The organism is Krasilnikovia sp. MM14-A1259 (genome assembly GCF_047159535.1).
GTDB lineage: Bacteria > Actinomycetota > Actinomycetes > Mycobacteriales > Micromonosporaceae > Actinoplanes.
On the sequence record NZ_BAAGAJ010000002.1, the window covers coordinates 5,720,983 to 5,743,157 of the forward strand.

Below are 22,175 nucleotides of genomic sequence, written 5' to 3' on the forward strand. Positions count from 1 at the left end.
CGCCCTTCCGGCCGGTCAGATCAGTTCCCAGGTGAGCGGCGTGCCCTTCGCCGCGTCGTGCCGGAACGTGCGTCCGAGCACGGTGCCGATCGCGTCCGGGGCCAGCCCGCCGGTGGGGCGGATCGAACGGACGTTCGCCCCGGTCACCACGTCACCGGCGCGGACGTCGGCGACGACGTACAGGGAGCGGCGGAAACGCAGGCTCTCCCGTTCCGCCGCGGTGGGCCCGATCCGGGTGGTGCCGAGCGCCTGCCAGGCCCGTTCGGACTCGGTGACCAGCGCGGCGACCTCGTGCGGTTCCAGGGAGAACGCCGAGTCGACGCCGCCGTCGCCGCGGTCCAGCGTCACGTGTTTCTCGATCAGGCAGGCGCCCAGCGCCACCGCGGCCACCGGTACGCCGATGCCGAGCGTGTGGTCGCTGAGCCCCACCGGCACCCCGAACGTCTCGGCCAGTACGGGGATGCGGCGCAGGTTGCTCTCCTGAGGCGGTGCGGGGTACGACGCGGTGCACGACAGCACGACCAGGTCGGTGCAGCCCGCGCCGCGGGCGGCGTCGACCGCGGCACCGATCTCCGCCACGCTCGCCATCCCGGTGGACAGGATCACCGGCTTGCCGGTGCTCGCCACCAGCCGGACCAGCGGCAGGTCGGTGATCTCCGAGGACGCGATCTTGTACAGCGGGGCGTCCAGCTTCTCCAGCAGCTCGACCGCGGTCGCGTCGAACGGGCTGGAGAACGGTGTGAGCCCGTGCCCGCGGGCCCGCTCGAAGATCTCCTCGTGCCACTCCCACGGCGTGTGCGCCCGCTGGAACAGCTGGTACAGGTACTCGCCGGACCACAGGTCGTGCCCGGCCGAGATGCGGAACCGCTCGTGCGGCACGTCCACGGTCATCGTGTCCGCGGTGTACGTCTGCAGCTTGATCGCGTGCGCGCCCGCGTCCGCGACCGCGTCGACCAGCCGCAGCGCGGTGTCCAGCGAGCCGTTGTGGTTGCCCGACATCTCGGCCACGATGTATGGCCGCTGCCCCGCCCCGATCTCGACGCCGTTGACGATCATCACTTGCCTCTCTCGGTCCACACCACGGTCTGGGCGGTGCCGTCGACCAGTCGTTCGTATCTGCGGGTCTCGCGGAACCCGAAGCGCCGGTGCAGCGCCAGGACTGCGGTGTTCCACGCCAGGGTCTCGCCGCCCAGCCGGTCCAGTCCCAGCTCCCCGAACGCGTAGCGCACCGCCTCGTCCTCCAGGCGCAGCCAGGCGGGCAGCAGAGCGCCGCCGAGCCCCGCGACGTCCAGGAAGAAGGACCAGGTCGGCGGGTCGGGCCGCAGGTCGAAGGCCACCACTCCGGCGGGCGTGCCGTCCTGTTCGTAGACCAGCACCCGGCGGCCCGGGTCGGCGGTCGCGGCCCGCCACCACGCCGCGTGCTCGGGTGCCGCGATCACGTGGGTGGTCAGGCTGACCCGCCGGACCTCGGGATGGTTGCGCCAGGCGAGCACGGTGTCGCGGTCGGCGTCGACGGCAGTGCGGAGCACGCAGGCAGCACCTTTCGATCGGGGGAGCCGGAGCGCGTCACCGTATGGGCGCCGGCTTGACCTCCTGTGGCGCCGGGGCGAGGGCCGGGGAAACCGGAGATGTCGAGTCGGCGTCGGCCGGGGCCCGCCCGGTCGCCCGGTACGCCCGCCGCAGTGCCGCGTACAGCACGTAGCTGTTCAGGCTGACCAGCCGGTGTTTGAGTCCGGCCGTCCCGGCGGGCGGCAGGTAGCCGGCGGGACGGTAGCGCCGGTGGTGCGCGGCCATGCGGCGGAAGAACGCGCGGCGCCGGCTCGCGTGCAGCCGGCTGTCGTTGCCGGCCACCACGAGCAGGTGGTTGATCATCAGGGTGAACACGGCCAGGCGCAGCCACGCCTCGTCGGCGTGCTGGTCCAGCCACTCGTGCAGCCGGTCGTACTGGCTGAACGCCTCGAAGTGGCGGTCGCTGCGGGTCGCGGTGATCGCGCCGATCCGGCCGACCCGGTAGTGGTAGCACACCCGGTCGAGTACGGCGACCCGTTCGGCGGCGATGAGCACCGGGTTGGTGAACGGGATGTCCTCGTACCAGCCGGGCAGGAATCGCAGGTCCAGGCGGCGCAGCAGGTCCACCCGGACGATCCGGTTCCACGCGGTGTGCTGCACCCCGAGCAGTGCCCGCCGGTCGGCCAGCGTGACCGCGCCGGGCACCCCGCGCAGCAGGTGGCTGCTGGCGTCGATCTCCAGCCGACCGTTCTCGTGCACGCGCAGGTGGTCGACGAGCAGTACGTCCGGCGTACTCTGCTGAAGCTTCTCCAGCACCTCGCGCACGGCGCCCGCGGGCAGCCAGTCGTCGCTGTCGACGAACCACACGTACGCGCCCCGGGCCCGCTCCAGGCCGGCGTTGCGGGCGCCGCCCAGGCCCACGTTATGGTCGAGGTGCACGACCCGCAGGTCGCCGTGGCGCTGCGCGTACGCGTCGAGCATGGCGCCGCAGGTGTCCGGGGACGCGTCGTCCACCGCGATGACCTCGACGCGGGCCGACTCGGCGGGATTCAGTCCGGCCCGGATCGACTCCAGGCACTGGTACAGGTAGCCCTCGACCGCGTACACGGGGACGACGATCGAGAGCAGTACGTTCTCCACCGGCCTCACGTTCGCGGGTCCGGGTGACGATCCGTGAAACCCCGGTTGGCCGGAGCATGTCCCTTCCGTGCCGCCCATCGATCGCCCACGCCACCGGCGCGGAGGCCGCCCTGAAGTCGGGGGAAATCCTTCACCCGGGGTCCGCCCGGTCGATTTGACCCGGCGAGAACCGTCGGAAGGGGCAGCGTATGGGCGCGTCGGAGGTGCTGCATGCGCCCGGGGCCGGAGGGCAGGTCATGCGCATAGGCGCGATGAGCCGCCTGCTGCGGCTGTCTGGGCTGCTGATGCTGCTGTCGTCCGTGTGGTTCGTGATCAACGTGGTGCACCCGGTGGGCCCGGCGGTGCTGCTGTGGCTCAGCACACCGGTGGCGGCGCTGCTGGCCACCGCGGTCTGCTGGCGTACCGCCACGACCGCCACGCTGCCCGAGCCGACCCGCCGTTTCTGGCGGTCCGTGACCGTCGCCGCGCTGCTGACCGGGGTGGCCCAGTCGGCGCAGGCGATCTACGTGCTGACCCGTACCGGCGACGGCGGCTCGCACACCGGCCCCGTGATGCTGGCCGCGGGCGCGGGTGCCGTGCTCGTCGTCGGGCACGCCCTGTACCGGCTGCCGCTGGGCAAGCACTCGGTCGGCGCGCTGCTGCGGATCGTGCTCGACGCGGCCACGGTCATCCTGGCCGCCGCGGTTTTCCTCTGGCACTTCGTGACCCGCGAGCAGCTCGGCTCGGATCACGACAGCATGCTGATGGCCTCGCTCGCCCTGATCGTGCTGGCGCTGGTGGCCGTGTTCACGGTCGTCAAGGTCCTGCTCACGGGCTGCGCGTTCGTCGACGTCCAAGGCCTGCGGCTGGTCGCGATCGCGCTGTTCATCGGTGCGGTCGCCCCCGTCCTGCAGCCCGTCCTGCTGGCGCACGACCCCCGGCTGCTGCCCACCGAGCTGAGCATCCCGGTGGTGTTCTTCCTGGCCGCCTGGGCGGCCGAGCGGCAGCGGCACGCCGACTTCGGCCCGCGCCGCGGTGTCGCGACCATGCAGCGCCGTCGCGTGTACAGCGTGCTGCCGTACGCCGCGGTCGCCGCGGTCGACGGCCTCCTGCTGTACGTGTTCCGGTCGGACGACCGGGCCGACGCGGCGGTCGTGGTCGGTGCGGCCGTGGCCCTCACGACGCTGGTCGTGCTGCGCCAGGTCACCGCGTTCCGGGACAATGCCCGGCTGCTGCGCCAGCTCGACCACGGCGCGAACCACGACGCGCTGACCGGGCTGCCCAACCGCATCCTGTTCCACAAGCGACTGAACAAGGCGCTGACCGCCCCCGGCGAGCGCAACGTCAGCGTGGCGTTGATCGACCTGGACGACTTCAAGGTGGTCAACGACTCGCTCGGCCACGAGGTCGGCGACCTGCTGCTGATCGCGGTGGCGCAGCGGCTGGCGGGCTGCATCCGCGCCGAGGACACCGTGGCGCGCCTGGGCGGCGACGAGTTCGTGGTCGTGCTGGACGGCGCCGACCCGGCCGCGGCGGACCTCGCCGCGGACCGCATGGTCGCCGCGCTGCGCGCACCGGTGGTGGCGGACGGGCACGAGCTGCCCATCCGGGCCAGCATCGGCATCGCGGACGGCAGCTCCGGTGACGAGGCGAGCCTGCTGCTGCGGCACGCGGACATCGCGATGTACGCGGCGAAGAACGTGTCGGGCACCGCGTACCTGCATTACCACCCGAACATGGCGACCGGGTCGGACCACGCGAACGTCGGCGCCGAGCTGCGCGAGGCGATCGACCGCGAGGAGCTGTTCCTGCTGTACCAGCCGATCGTCTCGCTCGACGACGGCCGGCTGATGGGCGCCGAGGCGCTGGTGCGGTGGGCCCACCCGACGCGCGGCACGCTGGGTCCGGACGCGTTCATCCCGGTGGCGGAGCGCACCGGCCTGGTGGTTCCGCTGGGCCGCTGGGTGATGAAGACGGCGTTCCAGCAGTTCGCCGACTGGATCGGCGAGCACGGCGACGCGGCCCCGCACATGATGAACATCAACGTGTCGGCCCGGGACCTGCGGGAGCCCGGCTTCGCGGACTTCGTCGGCGGCCTGCTGAAGATGCACAAGCTGCCGGCGCACCGGATCACGTTGGAGATCACCGAGACGATGGCCCTGGAGCCGGGGCAGTCGATCACCAACCTGCACGACCTGCGCGAGCTGGGCCTGCGGGTGTCGCTGGACGACTTCGGCACGGGCCACTCGACGCTGACGATGCTGCACGACTGCCCGATCGACGAGATCAAGCTGGACCGGTCGTTCACCCAGGCGAACATCGACGGCCGGGTGCCGATGGCCGCCGCGGTGATCCACCTGGCCCAGGTGCTGGGTCTGCACGCGGTCGCCGAGGGCGTCGAGACGTCGGAGCAGGCGGAGCTGCTGCTGTCGCTGGGCTACATCGCGGCGCAGGGTTACCACTTCTCCCGCCCGATGTCGCCGGAGCAGTTCGCGAAGCTGCTGGCACCGCGGACGATCAAAGCGGTCCCGCAGGCCTGGCAGATGTCTGCCTGACCAGGGGCTTCAGCCCCTCTGGCACGCCGAGAATCTCGTGGTCGTCTCGGCGTGGACGGCCCGGATGTAGATTCCCAAACCGGACGATATGTGGTGAAACACATACGAAAGGGTGGGAATGAGAAGACATCTGGCGGCCGGGGCCGTCCTAGGGATGGTGCTCGGCGCCGCGGTGGCAACCGGCGCCCAGGCGGACCCGGTTCGCGGCGAGGACGGCTACGCGCCCGGCCCGATCAGCTGGGGCACCTGCGACAACCCTGCGCTCAACTCGCGCGGCGCTCAATGCGGCCTGCTCACCGTGCCGCTGGACTACGACGACCCGTCCGGGCCCACGATCAAGCTCGCGGTCTCCCGGATCCAGCACAAGGTGCCGGCCGCCCAGTACCAGGGCGTCATGCTGGTCAACCCGGGTGGGCCCGGCGGCTCCGGGCTGGTCCTGTCCGTACTCGGTGAGTTCGTGCCCGGCCACGCGGGCGACGCGTACGACTGGATCGGCTTCGACCCGCGCGGCGTCGGCTCCAGCCGCCCGGCGCTGAGCTGCGACGGCAACTACTTCTCGTACGACCGGCCCGACTACGTGCCGACCTCCCGCAAGCTGGAGAAGTTCTGGCTCGCCAAGGCCGCCAAGTACGCCCGCGACTGCGCCGCCGCCGGCGGCCCGCTGCTCCAGCACCTGCGCACCACGGACACCGTGCAGGACATGGACAGCCTGCGGAAGGCACTGGGCGCCGACAAGATCAACTTCTACGGCTTCTCGTACGGCACGTACCTCGGTCAGGTGTACTCCACGCTGTATCCGAGCCGGGTCCGCCGGATGGTCCTCGACGGCAACGTCGACCCGCGCCGCGTCTGGTACGCCGCGAACCTCGACCAGGACATCGCGTTCGACCGCAACATGGGCATCTACTTCACGTGGGTCGCCAAGTACGACGACATCTACCACCTCGGCAAGACCGCCAGGGCCGTGCAGAAGCTGTTCTACGCCGAGCGGGCCAAACTGCTGCGTAACCCCGCCGGGGGCATCATCGGCGGCGACGAGCTGACCGACGTCTTCCTGTCGGCCGGGTATTACGTCTTCGGCTGGGAGGCGGTCGCCCAGGCGTTCTCCGCGTGGGTGAACGACCACGACTTCAGCGGCCTGAAGACCCTGTACGACCAGGGCCAGCCGCAGGGCCCGGGCGCCGACAACGGGTACGCCATCTACCTTGCCGTGCAGTGCACCGACGTGCAGTGGCCGAAGAAGTTCTCGACCTGGCGCAAGGACAACGACCGGGTGTACAAGCGGGCGCCGTTCGAGACGTGGGCCAACGCCTGGTTCAACGCGCCGTGCCTGACCTGGCCGGCCCCGGCCGGTACGCCGGTGCACGTGAACGGCACCAAGGTGCCGCCGATCCTGCTGATCAGCGAGACCAACGACGCGGCCACGCCGTACCCGGGCAGCCTGGAGGTCCGCCGCCGGTACCCGCGGGCCGTCCTGGTCGAAGGGGTGGGCGGCACCACGCACGCCGGCTCGCTGTCCGGAATCGCGTGCGTCGACGACACCGTCGCCGCGTACCTGGCCACCGGTGCCCTGCCCGCGCGGGTCGCCGGGAACCGTTCCGACCGGCAGTGCCCGCCGCTGCCGCAGCCCACGCCGTCCGCGCGGGCCGGCAAGAGCCCCGGCGCCGCCGGGGTGCTGCGCGCGGACCTGCAACGGTTCGTCCTGGCGAGCTGAACGCCAGCGGCGGTGCCGGGTGAGTGCCACCCGGTGCCGCCGCTGTCGGCAGGCTCACAGCCCGCGGCGCTGGCAGGCCGCCCTTGTCGGACCGGTATCGTCGGGGCAGCGAAGGGGAGTAGCTCCCAACGTCGTGGTCGACATACTGGTGCGTTCCGCGCCCGGCCACGTGGCCTCGCGAGAGGCGAGCAAGACCTTCGGCTCTGGCTGCACACACGCGGCCGGGTCGAGGTCGCCCAGCGCCCAGGCCCGGCCTTGAGACCGGGAAGGCCCCCATGGACGGTTTCCTCTCCGCACTGGCGATCAGCTTCGCCGTCATCTTCGTCGCCGAGCTGGGCGACAAGTCGCAGCTCATGGCGCTCACGTTCGCCACCCGATTCCGGCCGTGGACGGTGCTGATCGGCATCACCGCGGCCACGGCGCTGGTGCACGCCGTCTCGGTCGGCATCGGGTACGGCCTCGGCGCGGCGCTGCCCACCGGGTGGATCTCGCTGATCGCCGGGCTCGCATTCCTCGCGTTCGGAGCGTGGACGCTGCGCGGTGACGTGCTCACCCCGGAGGAGCAGGGCAAGGCCGAACGGGCCTCCGGATCGGCAATCCTCGCCGTCGGTGGCGCGTTCTTCCTGGCCGAGCTGGGTGACAAGACCATGCTCGCCACGATCACGCTGGCCACCCAGCACGGCTGGTTCGGCACGTGGCTCGGCTCCACCGTGGGCATGGTCGCCGCGGACGCGCTCGCGATCATGGTGGGCCGCCTGCTCGGCCGCCACCTGCCGGAAAAGGCGATCAAGTACGGCGCCGCCGCCCTCTTCGCTATCTTCGGCATCTGGCTCATCGTGGAAGCGGTGGGCGAGCTGACGTGACCCGAGGAGAGGCCGTGCTGCAGTACCGGGCCGAGTTCGACGCCACGGTGACGTTCCGCAACGGCGGCGCCCTGCAGACCCAGGGCTTCCGGGTGGACGTCCCGCACCCCGACGTCACCCATGCGGACATCGGAGCGCTGTTCGTCGCGTCGTTGAGCCTGCTCATGGTCGACCGGGTCGAACTGGACCGGGTCCGGGTCTTCGCCGAGCCGCACAAGGGCACCCGCGGCGGCCCCGCCGACACCTCCGCGCTGCCCCGCCCGGGCGAGCAGGTGCGGCTGGTCGAGCTGAGCCACGTCATCGCCGACGGGATGACCACGTACCCGGGGCTGCCCGCGCCCGAGATCAGCGCACACCTGACCCACGAGCAGTCCCGCGACCGGTACGCGCCGGGCACCGAGTTCGCCATCGGCCGGATCACGATGGTCGGCAACACCGGCACCTATCTGGACAGCCCCATCCACCGGTACGCGGACGGCACCGACCTGGCCGGGCTGCCCCTGGACCGGCTCGCCGACCTGCCCGCGGTGGTGGTGCGCACGCTGGGCGGCGGACGGCGCGGGATCGACGTGGGCGCGCTGGCCGCCCACGACGTCGCCGGGCGGGCCGTGCTGCTGCACACCGGCGGCGACGCCCGCTGGGGCACCCCCGAGTACGCGCTGGACGCGCCGTACCTCACCGCGGACGGAGCGGCGTGGCTGGTCGAGCACGGTGCGGCGCTGGTCGGCATCGACGCGGTCAACATCGACGACATCTCGGGTGACGGGCCGGGGGAGCGGCCCGCACACACGCTGCTGCTGGCCGCGGGCATCCCGATCGTGGAGCATCTCACCGGGCTGGCCGAGCTGCCGCCCACCGGGGCCCGGTTCACCGCCGCCCCGCCCCGGGTGGCGGGCTTCGGCACGTTCCCGGTGCGGGCGTTCGCCGCGGTGCCGGCGAGGGAGCCGCACGATCATGCGCGGTCGGCCGGGTGGCTACCCACGGGGTGACCCGGCTGGGGACTTTCCGGCGAATCGGCTCAGAAATTGTGCACCGGTGCCGATGATGACCGTGTGAGCCGTATGTTTCCGCAGGCCGGAGCGACCCGATGACCGATCTCGCGCAGGCCCCGAGCCAGACTCACGCCGGACAGCTCTCACCCACCGAGCTGGGTGTCGCCCGCGCCGCGGCGCTGTACGAGCGGGTCGACCCTGTCCAGGCCGCGAGCCACCTCGAACTGGTGCTCACCCAGGACGCCCGCTCGGCCCCCGGGTGGATTCTCATGGCCCGGATCCGGCTCACGCTCGGCCAGGCGGAACATGCGCTCGTGGCGGCGACCCGGGCGATCGACCTGGTCCCGGAGGACCCCCGTCCGCTCGCCTCGGCCAGCCGTGCGCTGACCCTGCTCGGGCGGCACGAGGAGGCCGTGACGATGGCGTACCGGGCGGTGATCGCGGAGCCGAAGAACCCGCTCTGGCACGACCGGGTCGCCTGGGCGCTGCTGGCCGGTGACCGGCAGATCGCGGACGCCGAGCAGGCCGCCCGTACGGCGATCGGGCTCGACCCGCACGAGGCGCACTACTACTTCACCCACGGTGTGACGCTCGACGCGCTGGGCCACACCGACCAGGCGCGGCAGGCGTTCCTCACCTCGCTGCGGCTGGAGCCGGAGAACCCGGTCGCCCAGCACCGCCTGGCGGTGCTCAACGGCGAGACCACCCGGGCGCCGGAGAAGAAGCGCCGCGGCTTCCGGTTGTTCGGCAAGAAGGGCGGCGGCGACGGCCAGCCGGTACGCCCCGAGGAAGTTCTCTAGCGCCGGACGCGACGCCGCCCGCCGTGCGGTGATCGACGGTCTTCGCTAGCGTGGGCGAGGCAGGCATCGGTGGTTCCCGGCGCCCCGGGCGCCCGTCCACGGAAGGACGCCCATGGCTCGCCCCCGGATCGTGATCGTCGGCGCCGGGTTCGCCGGCTTCCAGACCGCCCGTACGCTGGCGAAGCTCTCCCGCGGCAGCGCCGACATCGTGGTGCTCAACCCGACCGACTACTTCCTCTATCTGCCGCTGCTGCCCGAGGTGGCCGCCGGGATCCTCGAACCCCGCCGGGTGTCGGTCTCGCTGGGGGGCGCCCTGCCCGGGGTTCGGCTGGTCCTGGGCGAGGCGACCGGCTTCGACCTGGACGCGCGTACGGTCGGCTACACCGACCCGGACGGCGGCGCGCGCACGCTCGGCTACCACCGCCTGGTCATCGCCGTGGGCAGTGTGAACAAGCTGCTGCCCGTGCCCGGGGTCACCGAGTACGCGCACGGCTTCCGCGACATTCCGGAGGCGCTGTATCTGCGCGACCACGTCACCCGGCAGGTCGAGATGGCCGACACCGCCGACGACGAGGCCGAACGCGCCGCGCGGCTGACGTTCGTGGTGGTCGGTGCGGGCTACACCGGCACCGAGGTGGCCGCGCAGGGGGTGGTGTTCACGCAGGAGCTGACCCGGCACCGCCCGGCGCTGCGTGGGCTGCCGCGCTGGCTGCTGCTCGATACGGCCGACCGGGTGCTGCCGCAGCTCGATTCGCGGTTGTCCGCCGCCGCGGACCGGGTGCTGCAGACCCGTGGTGTCGACGTGCGCCTCGGCACGGGTGTCGCCGAGGCCACGGACGCCGGGGTGCGGCTGACCCGGGCGCCCGGGGGCGCCGCGCCCGGCAGCGGTGAGTTCGTGCCGACCCGATCGCTGATCTGGTGTGTCGGGGTGCGCCCCGACCCGCTGGTGGCGACGCTGGGCCTGCCGATGGCCCACGGGCGGCTGGTGGTGGACGAGTTCCTCACCGTGCCCGGCCACCCGGACGTGTACGCGTGCGGCGACGCGGCCGCGGTGCCCGACCTGACGCGTCCGGGGGAGATCACAGGGATGACCGCGCAGCACGCGACCCGCCAGGGCGCCACCGTGGCGGGCAACATCGCCGCCTCGTACGGCCAGGGGCGGCGGCGCGCGTACCGGCATCACGATCTCGGCTTCGTGGTGGATCTCGGCGGGCTGGACGCGGCGGCGAACCCGTTGGGGGTGCCGCTGTCGGGGCTGCCCGCCAAGGTGGTGACGCGCGGCTACCACCTGCTGTCCATGCCCGGGAACCGGGTCCGGGTGGCAGCCGACTGGCTGCTCGACACGCTGCTGCCGCGGCAGGGGGTGCAGCTGGGCCTGGTGCCCGCGCGCGCGGTTCCGCTGGACAGCGCGTACCCGGGGAAGCAGGACAGCGTGCACTGACCTGTGTCGTTTTGGGGTTTTAGTGACAATTTGCGTGGATTGGACCGATCGGTCCGTTACTCTAGGCCGTTCCGCCAATCTGTTTGATCGTGCGGAAACATTCTAAAAAGCCATAATTCCGAGATGCGTCACCATTCGTACACATTGGCGGCTGCCGCGGCTGCCTGCCTCCTGCTGACGTCAGCCCCCGCGCAGGCGCAACGGCCGATCGGGGAGCCCGCCGGCGCGCCCGCGCCGACCGGGCAGGACGCCACCGGGTTCGTCGCCCGGTACGGCTTCGACACCGCGACCGGGAACGACGACTCCGGCAACGGCCACACGCTGCGTCTGGTCGCCCGCCACCGCGGCACGGTCCGCGCCATCGCGCACAACACCGGCCGGGGTATCGAGTTCCCCGCCAGGTGCAGCGGTGGCCGGTGCCCGCACGCCGTCCTGCAGGCGCGCAGCTCGGCCGCGCTCAACCCGGGCTTCCTGCCACTGGCGTTCGGCGCCACGGTGCTGCTGCCACCCGCCCAGACCAGCTCCGGCCAGAACATCGTGCAGAAGGGCTACTCGCGGACCAGCAGCCAGTACAAGCTGCAGGTCGACGGTGCCGCAGGGCGGCCGAGCTGCGTGCTCGTGGGCGTCCTCGAGCCGCGGATCCGGATGGCGCGCAGCCGGATCAGCATCGCCGACGGGCGGTGGCACACGCTGCAGTGCGAACGCCGCGGCGGCTGGCTGCGGATCATCGTGGACGGTGTGGTGCAGGGGCAGCGGCGTGTGCCGCCGCTGCTGACGGTCGTCAACTGGTGCCCGCTCAGCATCGGCGGCAAGGGCGCCTACGCCGACAACGACCAGTTCCACGGCGGCATCGACGACGTCTGGGTCCGGATCGGCTGACCGCCGTGCCGGTTCCACCTGTACGGGCGACCCGCTCCGCGCGGTGGCGTTGGCCACGGCGGGTCCACGGCTCGCTGCGCTGTGCGATCGTGTCCGAGTGGCCGTAGGTCCGCCCAGCCCGCGCGACCCCGTGCCCGTCCCGGCCACCCGGGGCTGGGCTGCGGAGCTGCGCGCGCTGATCGCGTGGCGGCGGGTCAGCAACCGGCTGCGCCGGGCGCTGCGCAGCGCGCTCGTGACGTTCGTGGTGCTCTCCCTGACGCTCTGGCTCATGCCGGGGGTCCGCAGCACCGACGTGTTCGACACCCTCGGGCTGGTTGTCCTCGTCGCCGTGGTCGGCGCGGTGCTGCGGCCGCTGCTGCTCGCCGGCGTCATCGCCCTCGGCGGGTGGGGAGCCATGCTGCTCGGAGTGGTCGCCCAGGTGACGATCATCGCGGTCGCGCTCGAACTGGACCCGTCCAAACGCGTCAGCGGCTTCCCCGGCGTGGTCCTGGCCGCCATCCTCGCGGTGATCTTCGCGGCGATCCTGGACTGGATGGCCGACAGCGGCAGCGACGACACGTTCGTCCAGGAAGCCCAGCGGCTGATGCGCGGGGTCCGGCGCCGACGCTCCGGGCGGCGGCTGTTCACGCTGCGCCGCACGTACCCCGGCACCGAACCCGGCATGCTCGTGGTGCAGCTCGACGGCGTGGCCGAGCCGGTGCTGCGCTGGGCCGTACGGGCGGGCAACCTGCCGACCATCGGCACGTGGCTGCGCTCGGGCAGCCACACGATGCGCGGCTGGCACACCGGGCTGCCGTCCACCACCCCGGCCGCCCAGGCGGGCATCCTGCACGGCGCGTCGGCGCACATCCCGGCGTTCCGCTGGTACGAGAAGGACATCGGCCGGCTCATGGTCGCCAACCGGCCCCGCGACGCGGCCGCCATCGAGCGGCGCCTCAGCGACGGCCGTGGCCTGCTCGCCGACGGCGGGGTCAGCATCGGCAACGCGTTCTCCGGCGACGCGACGACCAACCTGCTCACGGTCAGCCACGCCGCGCTGCCGGGCCGGTCGGCGCGTGGCTGGGCGGCGTTCATGGCCAGCCCGTACGGCTTCACCCGTGCTCTCGTGCTCGGGGTGGCCGAGGTCTTCACCGAACTGCACCAGGCCCGGCTCCAGCGCCGCCGCAACCTGCTGCCCCGGGTCAGCCGCTCCGGCGCGTTCCTCGCCCTGCGCCCCGCCTCGATGCTGCTGCGCGACGTGAACGTGTCGCTGGTCGCCGAGCAGATGGCCCGCGGCGCCCCGATGATCTACTGCGACCTGGTCGACTACGACGAGGTGGCGCACCACGCCGGCCCGGCCCGGCCGGAGTCGATGCGCCAGCTGGAGAACCTGGACCGGATGCTCGGCGCCCTGGAACGCCTCGCCCCCGAGGCCGCCCGCCGCTACCACCTCGTGGTGCTGTCCGACCACGGCCAGAGCCAGGGCGCCACGTTCCGCCAGCGGTACGGCGAGACCCTGTCCCGGGTCGTCGACCGGCTCGCCGCCACGCCGGTGGACGAGCCGGTGTCGCCCGCCGAGCAGGAGGCCACGGAGGAGCCCGAGTTCCCCAAGGGGCCCGTGGCCCCGCTGCTGGTGGTGTCGTCAGGCAACTTGGCCCTGCTCTATGTGACCGGCGACCCGCAGCGGCTGGGACGGGACGCGATCGAGCGGGCGTACCCGCGGCTGATCGCCGGGCTCGCCGGGCATCCGGGCATCGGACTGGTCGTCGTCGCGGACACCGACGGGCCGGTGGCGATCGGCGGGGGCGGCAGCCATCACCTGCGCGACGGGCGCGTCGAGGGGGCGGACCCGCTGCTGCCGTACGGGCCGCACGCCCGCGCGGACCTGTTGCGCCACCAGGATTCGGCGCACCTGGGGGATCTCGTGCTGATCAGCGCGGTGGACCCGGTCACCCGGGAGGTGGCGGCGTTCGAGGAACTCGTCGGGTCGCACGGCGGCATGGGCGGCTGGCAGACCGACGCGGTGCTGGTGCACCCGTCCGACTGGCCGCTGCGCTCCGACGCGCTCGCGGGGCCGGACGCGCTGCACCATCAGCTCGTCGACTGGCTGGTGATGCTGGGGCTGCGCGCGGAACCGGTCGGACCCGAGGTGGACGCCGCCGGTGAGAGCCAGGCGGTGGAGCGGGGCAATCCGCCCGAACCAGGGCTCCCGTCCCGGCCGCCGGGCGGGAATGAGCTGCCGCAGGCTTCGGCGAGTCGCGACGGCGCGCCGACAAGATTTTCGCGAACTCACCAGTATTAATGAAATGTGCGATTCTTCTGCTTTGCCCGTCGCGTCGCGCATGTGCCCCGGCTGCGCCGCGTCGTCGTCGCCGGGGCCGCGGTCGCTGCGGTCGCAGCAGGTACGCCTGCCCTCGGGGCCTCCGGGCCCGCAACACCGCGGGCGGCGTCCGCCGCCCGGCCCGCGTCCGCACACCGGACCGACACCAGGGCCCGGCCCGCCGCGAGGCGGCTGCCCGTGCCCAGCACCGGGACACTGCGGGGACAAGGGCTCCTGGTGGGCGTCCGCCCGCTGGTCACACCCCAGTTCAACGGATCGGTGTACGCGCTCGCGTTCCGCGGCACCACCGTCTACGTCGGCGGATCGTTCACGCGGGCGACCTCCGGCGGCCGCACGTACGCCCGGCAGCGGCTCGCCGCGTTCGACGCCGGTACCGGCGCGCTGCTGAGCTGGGCGCCGACCGCCGACGCGACCGTACGGGCGCTGGCCGTCGACGGCACCACCGTCTACGCCGCGGGCGACTTCGGGACCATCTCGGGGCTTCACCGCGACAACCTGGCGGCCCTCGACGTGGTGAGCGGTGCGCCGGGCACGTTCGCGCACCGGATCTCCGGCGCACCGTACGCGCTCGCGGTCGGCCACGGCCGTCTCTACCTCGCCGGCAGCGTCCGTGCCGTGGACGGCCTGCCGCGGGCCGACCTGGCCGCGTTCTCGCTGACCACCGGCGTGCTGGACGCGGGCTGGCGCCCCGTCGCCGACAACGCGGTGCGCACCATCGTGGCCGCCACGGACCGGGTGTACGTGGGCGGCGCGTTCCACCAGATCAACGGCGTCGGCGCCCTGCGGATCGCGGCGCTGTCGACCACCGGCGCGCTCGTCACCACGTTCCGGCCCGCGGTGGCCCCGGCCGACGTCAACGCCATCGCGGTCGACACCTCCGGGGTGTACGCGGCCACCGCGGGCCAGGGCGGGCGCGCCGTCGCGTACACCGACACGGGCGAGATCATCTGGCAGCGGATCTTCGACGGCGACGCGGCGGCGATCACCACGCTGGACGGTGTCGTGTACATCGGCGGCCATTTCGACACCGCCTGCCTCACCGCGCGCAACGGACCGCACGGCCTCTGTCTCGACGGCTCGGTGCCCCGGGTGAAGCTCGCCGCGGTGACCAGCGCGGGAGACCTCACGGCATGGGCCCCGCAGGCGAACGGGATCGTCGGCGTGCGCGCGCTGGCGGCGGACGCGGGCAGCGGCACGATCGCCGCGGGCGGCGACTTCACGCTGATGAACGGCCAGAGCCGCTTGCGCGTCGCGGGCTTCCGCTGATGGGCCGCGGAGTCTGCCCGGCAGGGTGGTTCAGTGCACGCCGCGGACGCCCGCGGCCCGGGCGGCGACCTGCCAGTATCGGGCGGGCATCAGGCGGGCCAGCAGGTCGGCCGCCTTCGCCGCGCGGGTCACCACCAGACGCGGCTTGCGGGCCTGGACCGCCGCGACGATCAGCCGGGCCGCCTCCTCCGGCGGCATCCGCAACGCCGCCTCCGCGAACGCCCTGGCCCGGGCCACCTGCTCCCCGCCGGGGTCCGGGCCGCTGATCCGGGCGTTCGCGGCGATGTTGGTCCGGATGCCGCCGGGGTGCACCACGGTCACCCCGACGTTGCGGCCGGCCAGCTCGTGCCGCAGCGCCTCGGTGAAGCCGCGGACGCCGTACTTGCTCGTCACGTACGCGACCTGGGACGGCGGGGCGATCAGGCCGAACAGGCTGGAGATGGTGACCACGTGCGATCCCGGGCGGCTGAGCAACTGCGGCAGGAACGCCTTGGTCGTGCGGATCACCGCGTGCAGGTTGATCTCCAGCAACCAGTCGAAATCCGCCATGCTGACCTGCTCGAAGGTGCCGCTCAACGCCACCCCGGCGTTGTTGACCAGCAGGTCGACCCCGCCGTGCCGGGCCGCGACCTCGGCGGCCAGGTCCAGCCGGTCACCGCCGTCGGCGAGATCCACCACGTACGTGCTGACGTCGGCCGCGCCCAGCTCGCGGGCCAGCTCCGCCACCCGGGCGAGCCCGTCGGCGTCGCGGTCGAGCAGGGCCAGCACGGCCCGTCGTTTCGCCAGGTTGAGGGCGAGGGCCGCGCCGATCCCGCTGGCCGCGCCGGTGATGAGGCAGGTACGCCCCGCAAACGCGAATCGCTGCACCGTCGACGCTCCCGCCCCGAAACTCATCCGTCGATTATCGGGTCGGGCCGGTCCGCCCGCGAGCGCTGCCAGGACCACGCCGGACAGCGGGCCGGGCGGACCGGTGCCCGGGGCGGCTCAGCCCAGGGTGTCCCCGCCGGCTGCCGCCGCGTCCGGCTCGGACCGTGCAGCGGCGCGGCCGTTGCCGCGGGTCGAGGCGGTCGCACGGGCCGATCCGGAGGCCCGGGTCGACGGTGACCGGCGGGCGGATGCGGAGGCCCGGCCCGCCGTCGAGGCCCGGCCCGCGGCGGAGGTGCCGGCGTCCGCGGACGGGCGGACCGGCGTCGGCGCGGCGGCCGTACCGGGGGCGGGGGCGTGACCGGGGGTGTGGCCGTTGGTCGACGTGGCGCGGGCCCGGTCGAGCTCCATCTCCCGGCGCACGAGGTCGGCGAGGACGACCTTCTCGTACCTCGCCTCCGCGGTCTTGACCTTGGCCTGCGCCTTGGCCACCTTCGCGACCGCCTTCTTGCGGGCGGTGGTCAGGCGCTCGCGCTCCTTGGTGGCGCTCTTCAGGGCGCGCTTGAGCCGGTCGGTCTCGGCCTCGGCGTTGCGCAGCGCCTGAGCGTGCTGTCGGGTGAGCTGTGCGATCGTGTCGAGGCGGCGGTCCAGGTCAGTGACGCCCGCCTGTGCCTCCTCGGCGGCGGCCGCGCTGGCCGCCGCCTTGGCGCGGCGGGTGTCCAGTGGTGAGCGGCGACCGGCGGACTCCTCCGAGGTCGGGGGAGCGGATGCGGGTGCGGTCACGTAAATCACTCCTTCCGGGTTTTCACCAGAAGCCGTACCCGAGCATCGGCGCGGCAACCCTGCTACCGGATCCGCGACTCCTCGCGGTCAGCCGCGGCTCGGGCCCGGCGGCTACGGATGTGGCGCAAGTGCAACCCAGCGTACGCGGCGACGACGCCCACGACAGCGATGATCGCCAACCATTTGTACCGGTGCATGTGCTCGACGATCTCCACGATGTGCGTACCGAGCAGGTAGGACACCGTGGTCCACCAGCCGACCCACAGCGCCGCACCGATCGCGTTGTACACCATGAACTGGCGCCACGGCATGTTGGTGAGACCGGCGATGACGCCGTTGAGCTGGCGCAGCCCTTCGACGAACCGGGCGACCACCACGATCCGGCTGCCCCGGCGGGCGAAGAACTGCTCCGCCTTCTCCAGCCGCTTCGGCGTGATGAGGATGTACTTGCCGAAGCGGTGCACCGCCTTGCGGCCGCCCCGCATCCCGATCCAGTAGCCGATGTTGTCGCCGAGCACCGCGGCCACGAACGCGATGGCCGCCACCGCGAACGGGTTGAGCCGGCCCGCGCCCGCGTACACCGCCGCCGCCATCATGATCGTCTGGCCGGGCGCGGGGACGCCGAAGCTCTCCACGCCGATGACACCGGCGACCGCGAGGTAGCCCCATCGGTCGAGGATCGGGGCCACCCCGTGCAGGAAGCCGGGTAGGTCGTCGATTGGCGGTGACATGACCCGCAACGGTACTGGCCCCAAGCTCGCGTTGTCGGACCAGAACGGTCGCGAACCGGGTGCGACCCCGGCCCTCAGTTCTGCGGCGGGGCGTCCCCGGGCCCGCTGCCCCAGGTCAGGCTGGGTGTCGCGGCGAGGGTGTAGACGAGCCGGCCACCCGTGGTGAGCGCCGACGCGGGCAGCCACGATCGAGTGGTACGCCGCCCGTCCCTCGCGAGCTGCTGGATGTACCGGGCATCCCCGGAGTCGCGCGGCGCCTCGATCCGAAGCGTGCGGCCGCCGTCGAGCCGCACCACCGCCCGCGTGAAGATCGGCGTGGTCAGGGCCAGCTCGGCGCGGGTCGGGACGACCGGGTACAGGCCGAGCGCCGAGAAGACGTACCAGGCGCTCATCGTGCCCGCGTCGTCGTTGCCCGGGATGCCTCCGGTGCTGTCGGTCCAGAGCTGCGTGGTGATCGCCTGCACGGTCTCCTGCGTCTTGTACGCCGCGCCGAGGTACCCGTACAGATACGGGGTCTGGATGTCGGGTTCGTTGGTCGCGTCGAAGCGGGTGGCCTTCGTCGCGCTCAGGTCGAAACTGCCGTCGGGGTTGCGGAAGAACGCGTCGAGGCGTCGCACGGCCACGTCCGGGCCGCCCATCGCGGCGGCCAGGCCCACCACGTCGGAGTAGACCATCCAGGTGTACTGGGCGCTGCTGCCCTCCACGAAACCCGTGCCGGTGGAGGGGCTGAAGCCGTCGGCCCAGTGCCCGTCGGCGTACCGGTCGCGCATCCAGCCGACGAACGGCCCGTCCGCGGGCACCGGGGTGGGCACGGCCGGGTCGGCCAGTTCCAGCTCGGCGAGCTGCACGATGTCGGCACCCGAGTTGGCGGTCACGTCGAGGCGGTAGTACGGGTACGGCTTCGGCTCGGCGACCGTGAACTCGCGAGTCTGCCCCCGCTCGGTGAACCGCTGCCCGGTGCGCGCGTCGACCGGCGTCCAGGTGATCCCGTCGGCGGAGCCGAGCAGCAGCCAGTCCTTCGGGTCCCGGCCGGGCTCGTCGTTGGCGGAGGTGAGCGCGTAGTTCGTGACCGTCAGCGGGGTCTTGAACCGGGCCTGCAGCCAGCCCGTCGGGGCGAACGTCAGCCACTTGGTGCCCTTGTCCCCGTCGAAACCCTGCGCCTTTCCCTCGTACGGGCTGTTCTCGCCGCTCGCGCTGATCGCGTCGATCTGCTCCCGGACGTTGTGTGCCAGCCCCGGGTCGGCCTGCGCGGCCGGGTCGAACACGTGCCGCCAGTTCTGGGACCGGGCCAGGAACCGCTGCTGTCCGGCGGTGTCGCCGAGCGCCCCGGCGAGCTGGGACAGGCCGTAGTCCGCGGCGGCGTCCTCCAGGGTCTCGGCCGCCCCGCCCCAGCAGTGGCAGTCGTCGGCGGGCACGTACCCGAGCGTGAGGTACTTGTCGAGGGCCGGGCGCTGGCCCACGCACTCGACCGGGCAGCCGTCGTCGCGGCCGTCGTTCGCGGTCGGCACGGTCGCGGCGCGCACCAGCGAGTCGTACGCGCCGCGCACGTCGAAGTCGTGGGCGCCGAACGCGTACATGCCCGCGATCGCGGCGGCGGACGGGTCGCCCGACATCACGCTGGTCTTGCCGTGTTGCAGCAGCCAGCGGTCCCATTCGCCGCCGCGTTGGGACGCGTAGTTGGTCAGCGACTGGGCGAAGTCACTGGCCATCCGGGCGTCCAGCAGGGCGAGCAGCTGCACCTGGGCGCGGTAGACGTCCCAGCCGGAGAACGTGCCGTACTGCGCCTGCTGAGGTGCGCGGACGGCGTGCACCGCGCCGTCGGCGCCCGGGTAGCGGCCGTCGATGTCGCTGGTGAGGGTGGGTTCGAGCTGGGCGTGGTACAGCGCGGTGTAGAACGTGGTCTGCTGCCCCACCGTCCCGCCCCCGATCTCGATCCGGCGCAGCCGCCGGGTCCACGCCGCCCGCGCGTCGGCCGCCATCGTCTCGAACGACAGCGCGGCCGGGCTCTCCGTGGCCAGGTTGGCCTGCGCTCCGCCGGGGCTCACGTACGAGATCGCGACCCGGACCCCGACCGCGGTGGTGCCCGGCGCGAACGTCACGTACCCACCGGAACCCTTGCCCGCCACCGGACGGCCCGATCCGCTGAAACCGCTGCCGCCGTGGGCGTCCGTGCCGCCCGGGGCCAGGGTGCCGTCGGTCCACGTGCCGGTCTCCGTGAACGGCTGGTCGAGCGTGGCGACGAAGTGCAGCGTGTAGTACGCCGTGCGGTTGTGCGCGCTCTGCGGCCCGCAGAAGTTGCCCGCGGTGACCGAGCCGCTGACCGTCCGGGTTGACGGGTCGATGTGGACGGTGGCGTCCGTGCTGCCGGTCTCCGACATCGACGTGCGGAACAGCAGGCTGGCGGGCTGGTCCGCGGGGAACGTGAACCGGCCGTACCCGGTCCGGGGGGTAACGGTGAGTTCCGCACCCGCCCCGCTGTCCAGCCCGACCCGGTAGTACCCGGGGCTCGCGGCCTCGTTGGCGTGGGCGAACGTGCTCGCGTACACGGAGTCGGTGGTGTCCGCGGTGGGCGAGCCGGTGATCGCGCCGACCTGCGGCATGATCGGGACGTCGCCGCTGCCGCCCGAGCACCCGACGCCGCTGAGGTGGGTGAGGCTGAAGCCACGGATCCGGGTGGCGGCGTACTGGTACCCGCCCGGGGCGGGGGTGGCGACCTGGTTGCCGCGCGAGGTCTGCGGGCTCCACGCCAGCATCCCGAACGGCGTCACCGCCCCCGGGTACGTGTTGCCCGAGTTGGTGGTGCCGATGAACGGGTTGACGTACGCGGCCGGGTCGGTGATGAGGCGGGCCGGGGCGGCGCCCGCGGCCACGGCGCCGATCGGCACGGTCAGGGCCACCCCGGCAAGCACGGCGACGGTACGGGATCCGAGCACGTGTCCCCCCACTGACATCGATGTCATATCGAGTGCAGTGGTCAGCTTCCATCGACTGTCACCAATGTGTCAACAGGTGTCAGCAGGGGGCTCGTGCTGGTGTCCCCCGTCAGAGGGCGTCGGCGGAGAGCTCGTTGCGCAGCTTGCCGAGTGCCTTGGTGAGCAGGCGGGACACGTGCATCTGAGAGATGCCGACCTGGGCGGCGATCTGGGACTGGGTGAGGTTGCCGTAGAAGCGCAAGGTCAGGATCTTCTGCTCGCGCGCGTCGAGCATGGCCAGCGCGGGGCCCAGGGCGACGCGGGTCTCGGCCAGCTCGTACTCGTGGTCCTCGGCGCCGAGGGTGTCGCCCAGCGCGGTGTTTCCGTCGGCGCTGATCGGGGTCGACAGGCTGGTCGCGGTGTACGCGCGGGCGCCCTCCAGCCCCTCCAGCACGTCCTCCTCGGTCAGCTCCAGGTGGGCGGCGATGTCGGCCACGGTGGGGCAGCGGCCCAGGCTGTGGGTGAGGTGGGCGTTGGCCTCGGTGATGGCCAGGCGCAGCTCCTGCAGCCGCCGCGGGACCCGCACCGACCACGTACGGTCACGGAAGTGACGCTTGAGTTCGCCGATGATGGTGGGGATCGCGTAGCCGGTGAAGTCGACGCCGCGACTCGGGTCGAACCGGTCGACGGCCTTGATGAGCCCGATGGTGGCGGTCTGGATCAGGTCGTCGGTGGGCTCGCCGCGCCCGCTGTAGCGGTGTGCGAGGTGGCGGGCGAGCGGCAGCCATGCCTCGATGGCGCGGTCCCGCAGCCGCTCGCGGTCTGCCGCGGGCGCGGTGGCCATTGCTTCGAGCAGGGCGGAGGCGTTGTCGGCGGGGGATTCGGACCGGTCGGTGCCGGCCTCGGTGGTGGGCGTCTGCAACGCGGTGCCGGTCATTGCTGTCGTCCTCCCTGGCGCCTGGCCGTCGAGCCGCCCCTGGGGGAATCGGGGACGGCGGGGCCAGGCGTATCGGTGGTGCGAGCCAGCGGTTGAGCAGGTAACCGGGCTGGCTGGCACGAGCTGGGCCGTTCGGTTAGGTACAACCTAACCGATAGGTTTAGCCATGGCTAGCCGTTAGGGCGAGGCAAAACTGACCGAAAGTATGAGTCACGCTGAGTAGCTGACTGGGGGTGGCCTCTCCGCCGCCCGCCGGGGCGTACCGCGGTCCCGGGGAACGGCCGGCGTGGGGATGGGCGGCGGAGAGCGCTTGAGTGGAGTTTCATCGACGCTTGTATTAACAGGCAAGCAATCTGCGTTCCGGAACTTCGTACGCTCCGGGGGCCGACTTGTATGCTGTCGGGCGGGCCGTGACTGGCGCGTTCGGATGGGCCAACCATCGTGGAGCGGCCCCGTCTCGAGACGAATGCCGTGCGCCTGGGCCTCTACA

Annotated in this window: 17 protein-coding genes and 1 riboswitch; of the genes, 9 read left to right on the top strand and 8 right to left on the bottom strand. The window is 72.6% G+C overall.

Going from position 1 to position 22,175, the window contains the following annotated elements; all coding sequences use genetic code 11:
* Positions 1-15 precede the first annotated feature (15 nt).
* Genes pseI through ACMCNK_RS25910 form a run of 3 tightly spaced genes read right to left on the bottom strand, consistent with a single transcriptional unit; the run spans position 16 to position 2,649 of the window.
* Positions 16-1,056: a pseudaminic acid synthase gene (gene pseI / locus ACMCNK_RS25900; RefSeq protein WP_412738960.1), complete on the bottom strand. Its 1,041-nt coding sequence runs from the start codon at positions 1,054-1,056 to the stop codon at positions 16-18.
* Entirely contained in the window at positions 1,056-1,529 is a 474-nt protein-coding gene (locus ACMCNK_RS25905) for a GNAT family N-acetyltransferase (RefSeq protein ID WP_412738961.1), read from the bottom strand. The genes pseI and ACMCNK_RS25905 overlap by 1 nt, the downstream gene beginning before the upstream one ends.
* Positions 1,530-1,566: 37 nt before the next feature.
* Entirely contained in the window at positions 1,567-2,649 is a 1,083-nt protein-coding gene (locus ACMCNK_RS25910; protein ID WP_412738962.1) for a glycosyltransferase family 2 protein, read from the bottom strand.
* A gap of 188 nt (positions 2,650-2,837) precedes the next feature.
* Between ACMCNK_RS25910 and ACMCNK_RS25915 the strand changes: the two genes are divergently transcribed.
* The 9 genes from ACMCNK_RS25915 to ACMCNK_RS25955 all read left to right on the top strand — a co-directional run bounded on the left by ACMCNK_RS25915 (position 2,838) and on the right by ACMCNK_RS25955 (position 15,458).
* On the top strand, positions 2,838-5,183 hold the full coding sequence (locus ACMCNK_RS25915; RefSeq protein WP_412738963.1) for a putative bifunctional diguanylate cyclase/phosphodiesterase: 2,346 nt from the start codon (positions 2,838-2,840) through the stop codon (positions 5,181-5,183).
* Positions 5,184-5,301: 118 nt separating this feature from the next.
* The gene (locus ACMCNK_RS25920) at positions 5,302-6,897 is read left to right on the top strand and encodes an alpha/beta hydrolase (RefSeq protein ID WP_412738964.1); all 1,596 of its coding nucleotides are present in this window, start codon (positions 5,302-5,304) and stop codon (positions 6,895-6,897) included.
* A gap of 275 nt (positions 6,898-7,172) precedes the next feature.
* Complete coding sequence (locus ACMCNK_RS25925; RefSeq protein WP_412738965.1) at positions 7,173-7,760, top strand: TMEM165/GDT1 family protein; 588 nt, start codon at positions 7,173-7,175, stop codon at positions 7,758-7,760.
* Positions 7,761-7,774: 14 nt separating this feature from the next.
* Positions 7,775-8,749 carry a cyclase family protein gene (locus ACMCNK_RS25930; RefSeq protein WP_412738966.1) on the top strand — a complete coding sequence of 325 codons (975 nt, stop codon included), beginning with the start codon at positions 7,775-7,777 and terminating at the stop codon, positions 8,747-8,749.
* Positions 8,750-8,847: 98 nt separating this feature from the next.
* Positions 8,848-9,552 carry a hypothetical protein gene (locus tag ACMCNK_RS25935; protein WP_412738967.1) on the top strand — a complete coding sequence of 235 codons (705 nt, stop codon included), beginning with the start codon at positions 8,848-8,850 and terminating at the stop codon, positions 9,550-9,552.
* Between the two features lie 112 nt (positions 9,553-9,664).
* The gene (locus tag ACMCNK_RS25940; RefSeq protein WP_412738968.1) at positions 9,665-10,993 is read left to right on the top strand and encodes an NAD(P)/FAD-dependent oxidoreductase; all 1,329 of its coding nucleotides are present in this window, start codon (positions 9,665-9,667) and stop codon (positions 10,991-10,993) included.
* Positions 10,994-11,116: 123 nt separating this feature from the next.
* Entirely contained in the window at positions 11,117-11,872 is a 756-nt protein-coding gene (locus ACMCNK_RS25945) for a LamG-like jellyroll fold domain-containing protein (RefSeq protein ID WP_412738969.1), read from the top strand.
* Positions 11,873-11,969: 97 nt separating this feature from the next.
* The gene (locus ACMCNK_RS25950; RefSeq protein WP_412738970.1) at positions 11,970-14,153 is read left to right on the top strand and encodes an alkaline phosphatase family protein; all 2,184 of its coding nucleotides are present in this window, start codon (positions 11,970-11,972) and stop codon (positions 14,151-14,153) included.
* A 6-nt stretch (positions 14,154-14,159) separates the two neighbouring features.
* Entirely contained in the window at positions 14,160-15,458 is a 1,299-nt protein-coding gene (locus ACMCNK_RS25955; RefSeq protein ID WP_412738971.1) for a hypothetical protein, read from the top strand.
* Positions 15,459-15,488: 30 nt separating this feature from the next.
* Here ACMCNK_RS25955 and ACMCNK_RS25960 read toward each other — a convergent pair whose 3' ends face one another.
* From ACMCNK_RS25960 to ACMCNK_RS25980, 5 genes are all read right to left on the bottom strand, one after another.
* Positions 15,489-16,352: an SDR family NAD(P)-dependent oxidoreductase gene (locus ACMCNK_RS25960; protein WP_412738972.1), complete on the bottom strand. Its 864-nt coding sequence runs from the start codon at positions 16,350-16,352 to the stop codon at positions 15,489-15,491.
* A 90-nt stretch (positions 16,353-16,442) separates the two neighbouring features.
* On the bottom strand, positions 16,443-17,105 hold the full coding sequence (locus ACMCNK_RS25965; protein ID WP_412738973.1) for a hypothetical protein: 663 nt from the start codon (positions 17,103-17,105) through the stop codon (positions 16,443-16,445).
* A gap of 62 nt (positions 17,106-17,167) precedes the next feature.
* The gene (locus ACMCNK_RS25970) at positions 17,168-17,836 is read right to left on the bottom strand and encodes a DedA family protein (protein WP_412738974.1); all 669 of its coding nucleotides are present in this window, start codon (positions 17,834-17,836) and stop codon (positions 17,168-17,170) included.
* A 74-nt stretch (positions 17,837-17,910) separates the two neighbouring features.
* A complete protein-coding gene (locus ACMCNK_RS25975) occupies positions 17,911-20,769 on the bottom strand; it encodes a GH92 family glycosyl hydrolase (protein ID WP_412738975.1) in 2,859 nt (952 codons plus the stop codon).
* A gap of 109 nt (positions 20,770-20,878) precedes the next feature.
* Positions 20,879-21,592, bottom strand: a complete 714-nt coding sequence (locus ACMCNK_RS25980) for an RNA polymerase sigma factor SigF (RefSeq protein WP_412740997.1) — start codon at positions 21,590-21,592, stop codon at positions 20,879-20,881.
* A gap of 493 nt (positions 21,593-22,085) precedes the next feature.
* A riboswitch (ZMP/ZTP riboswitch) is annotated at positions 22,086-22,175 on the top strand.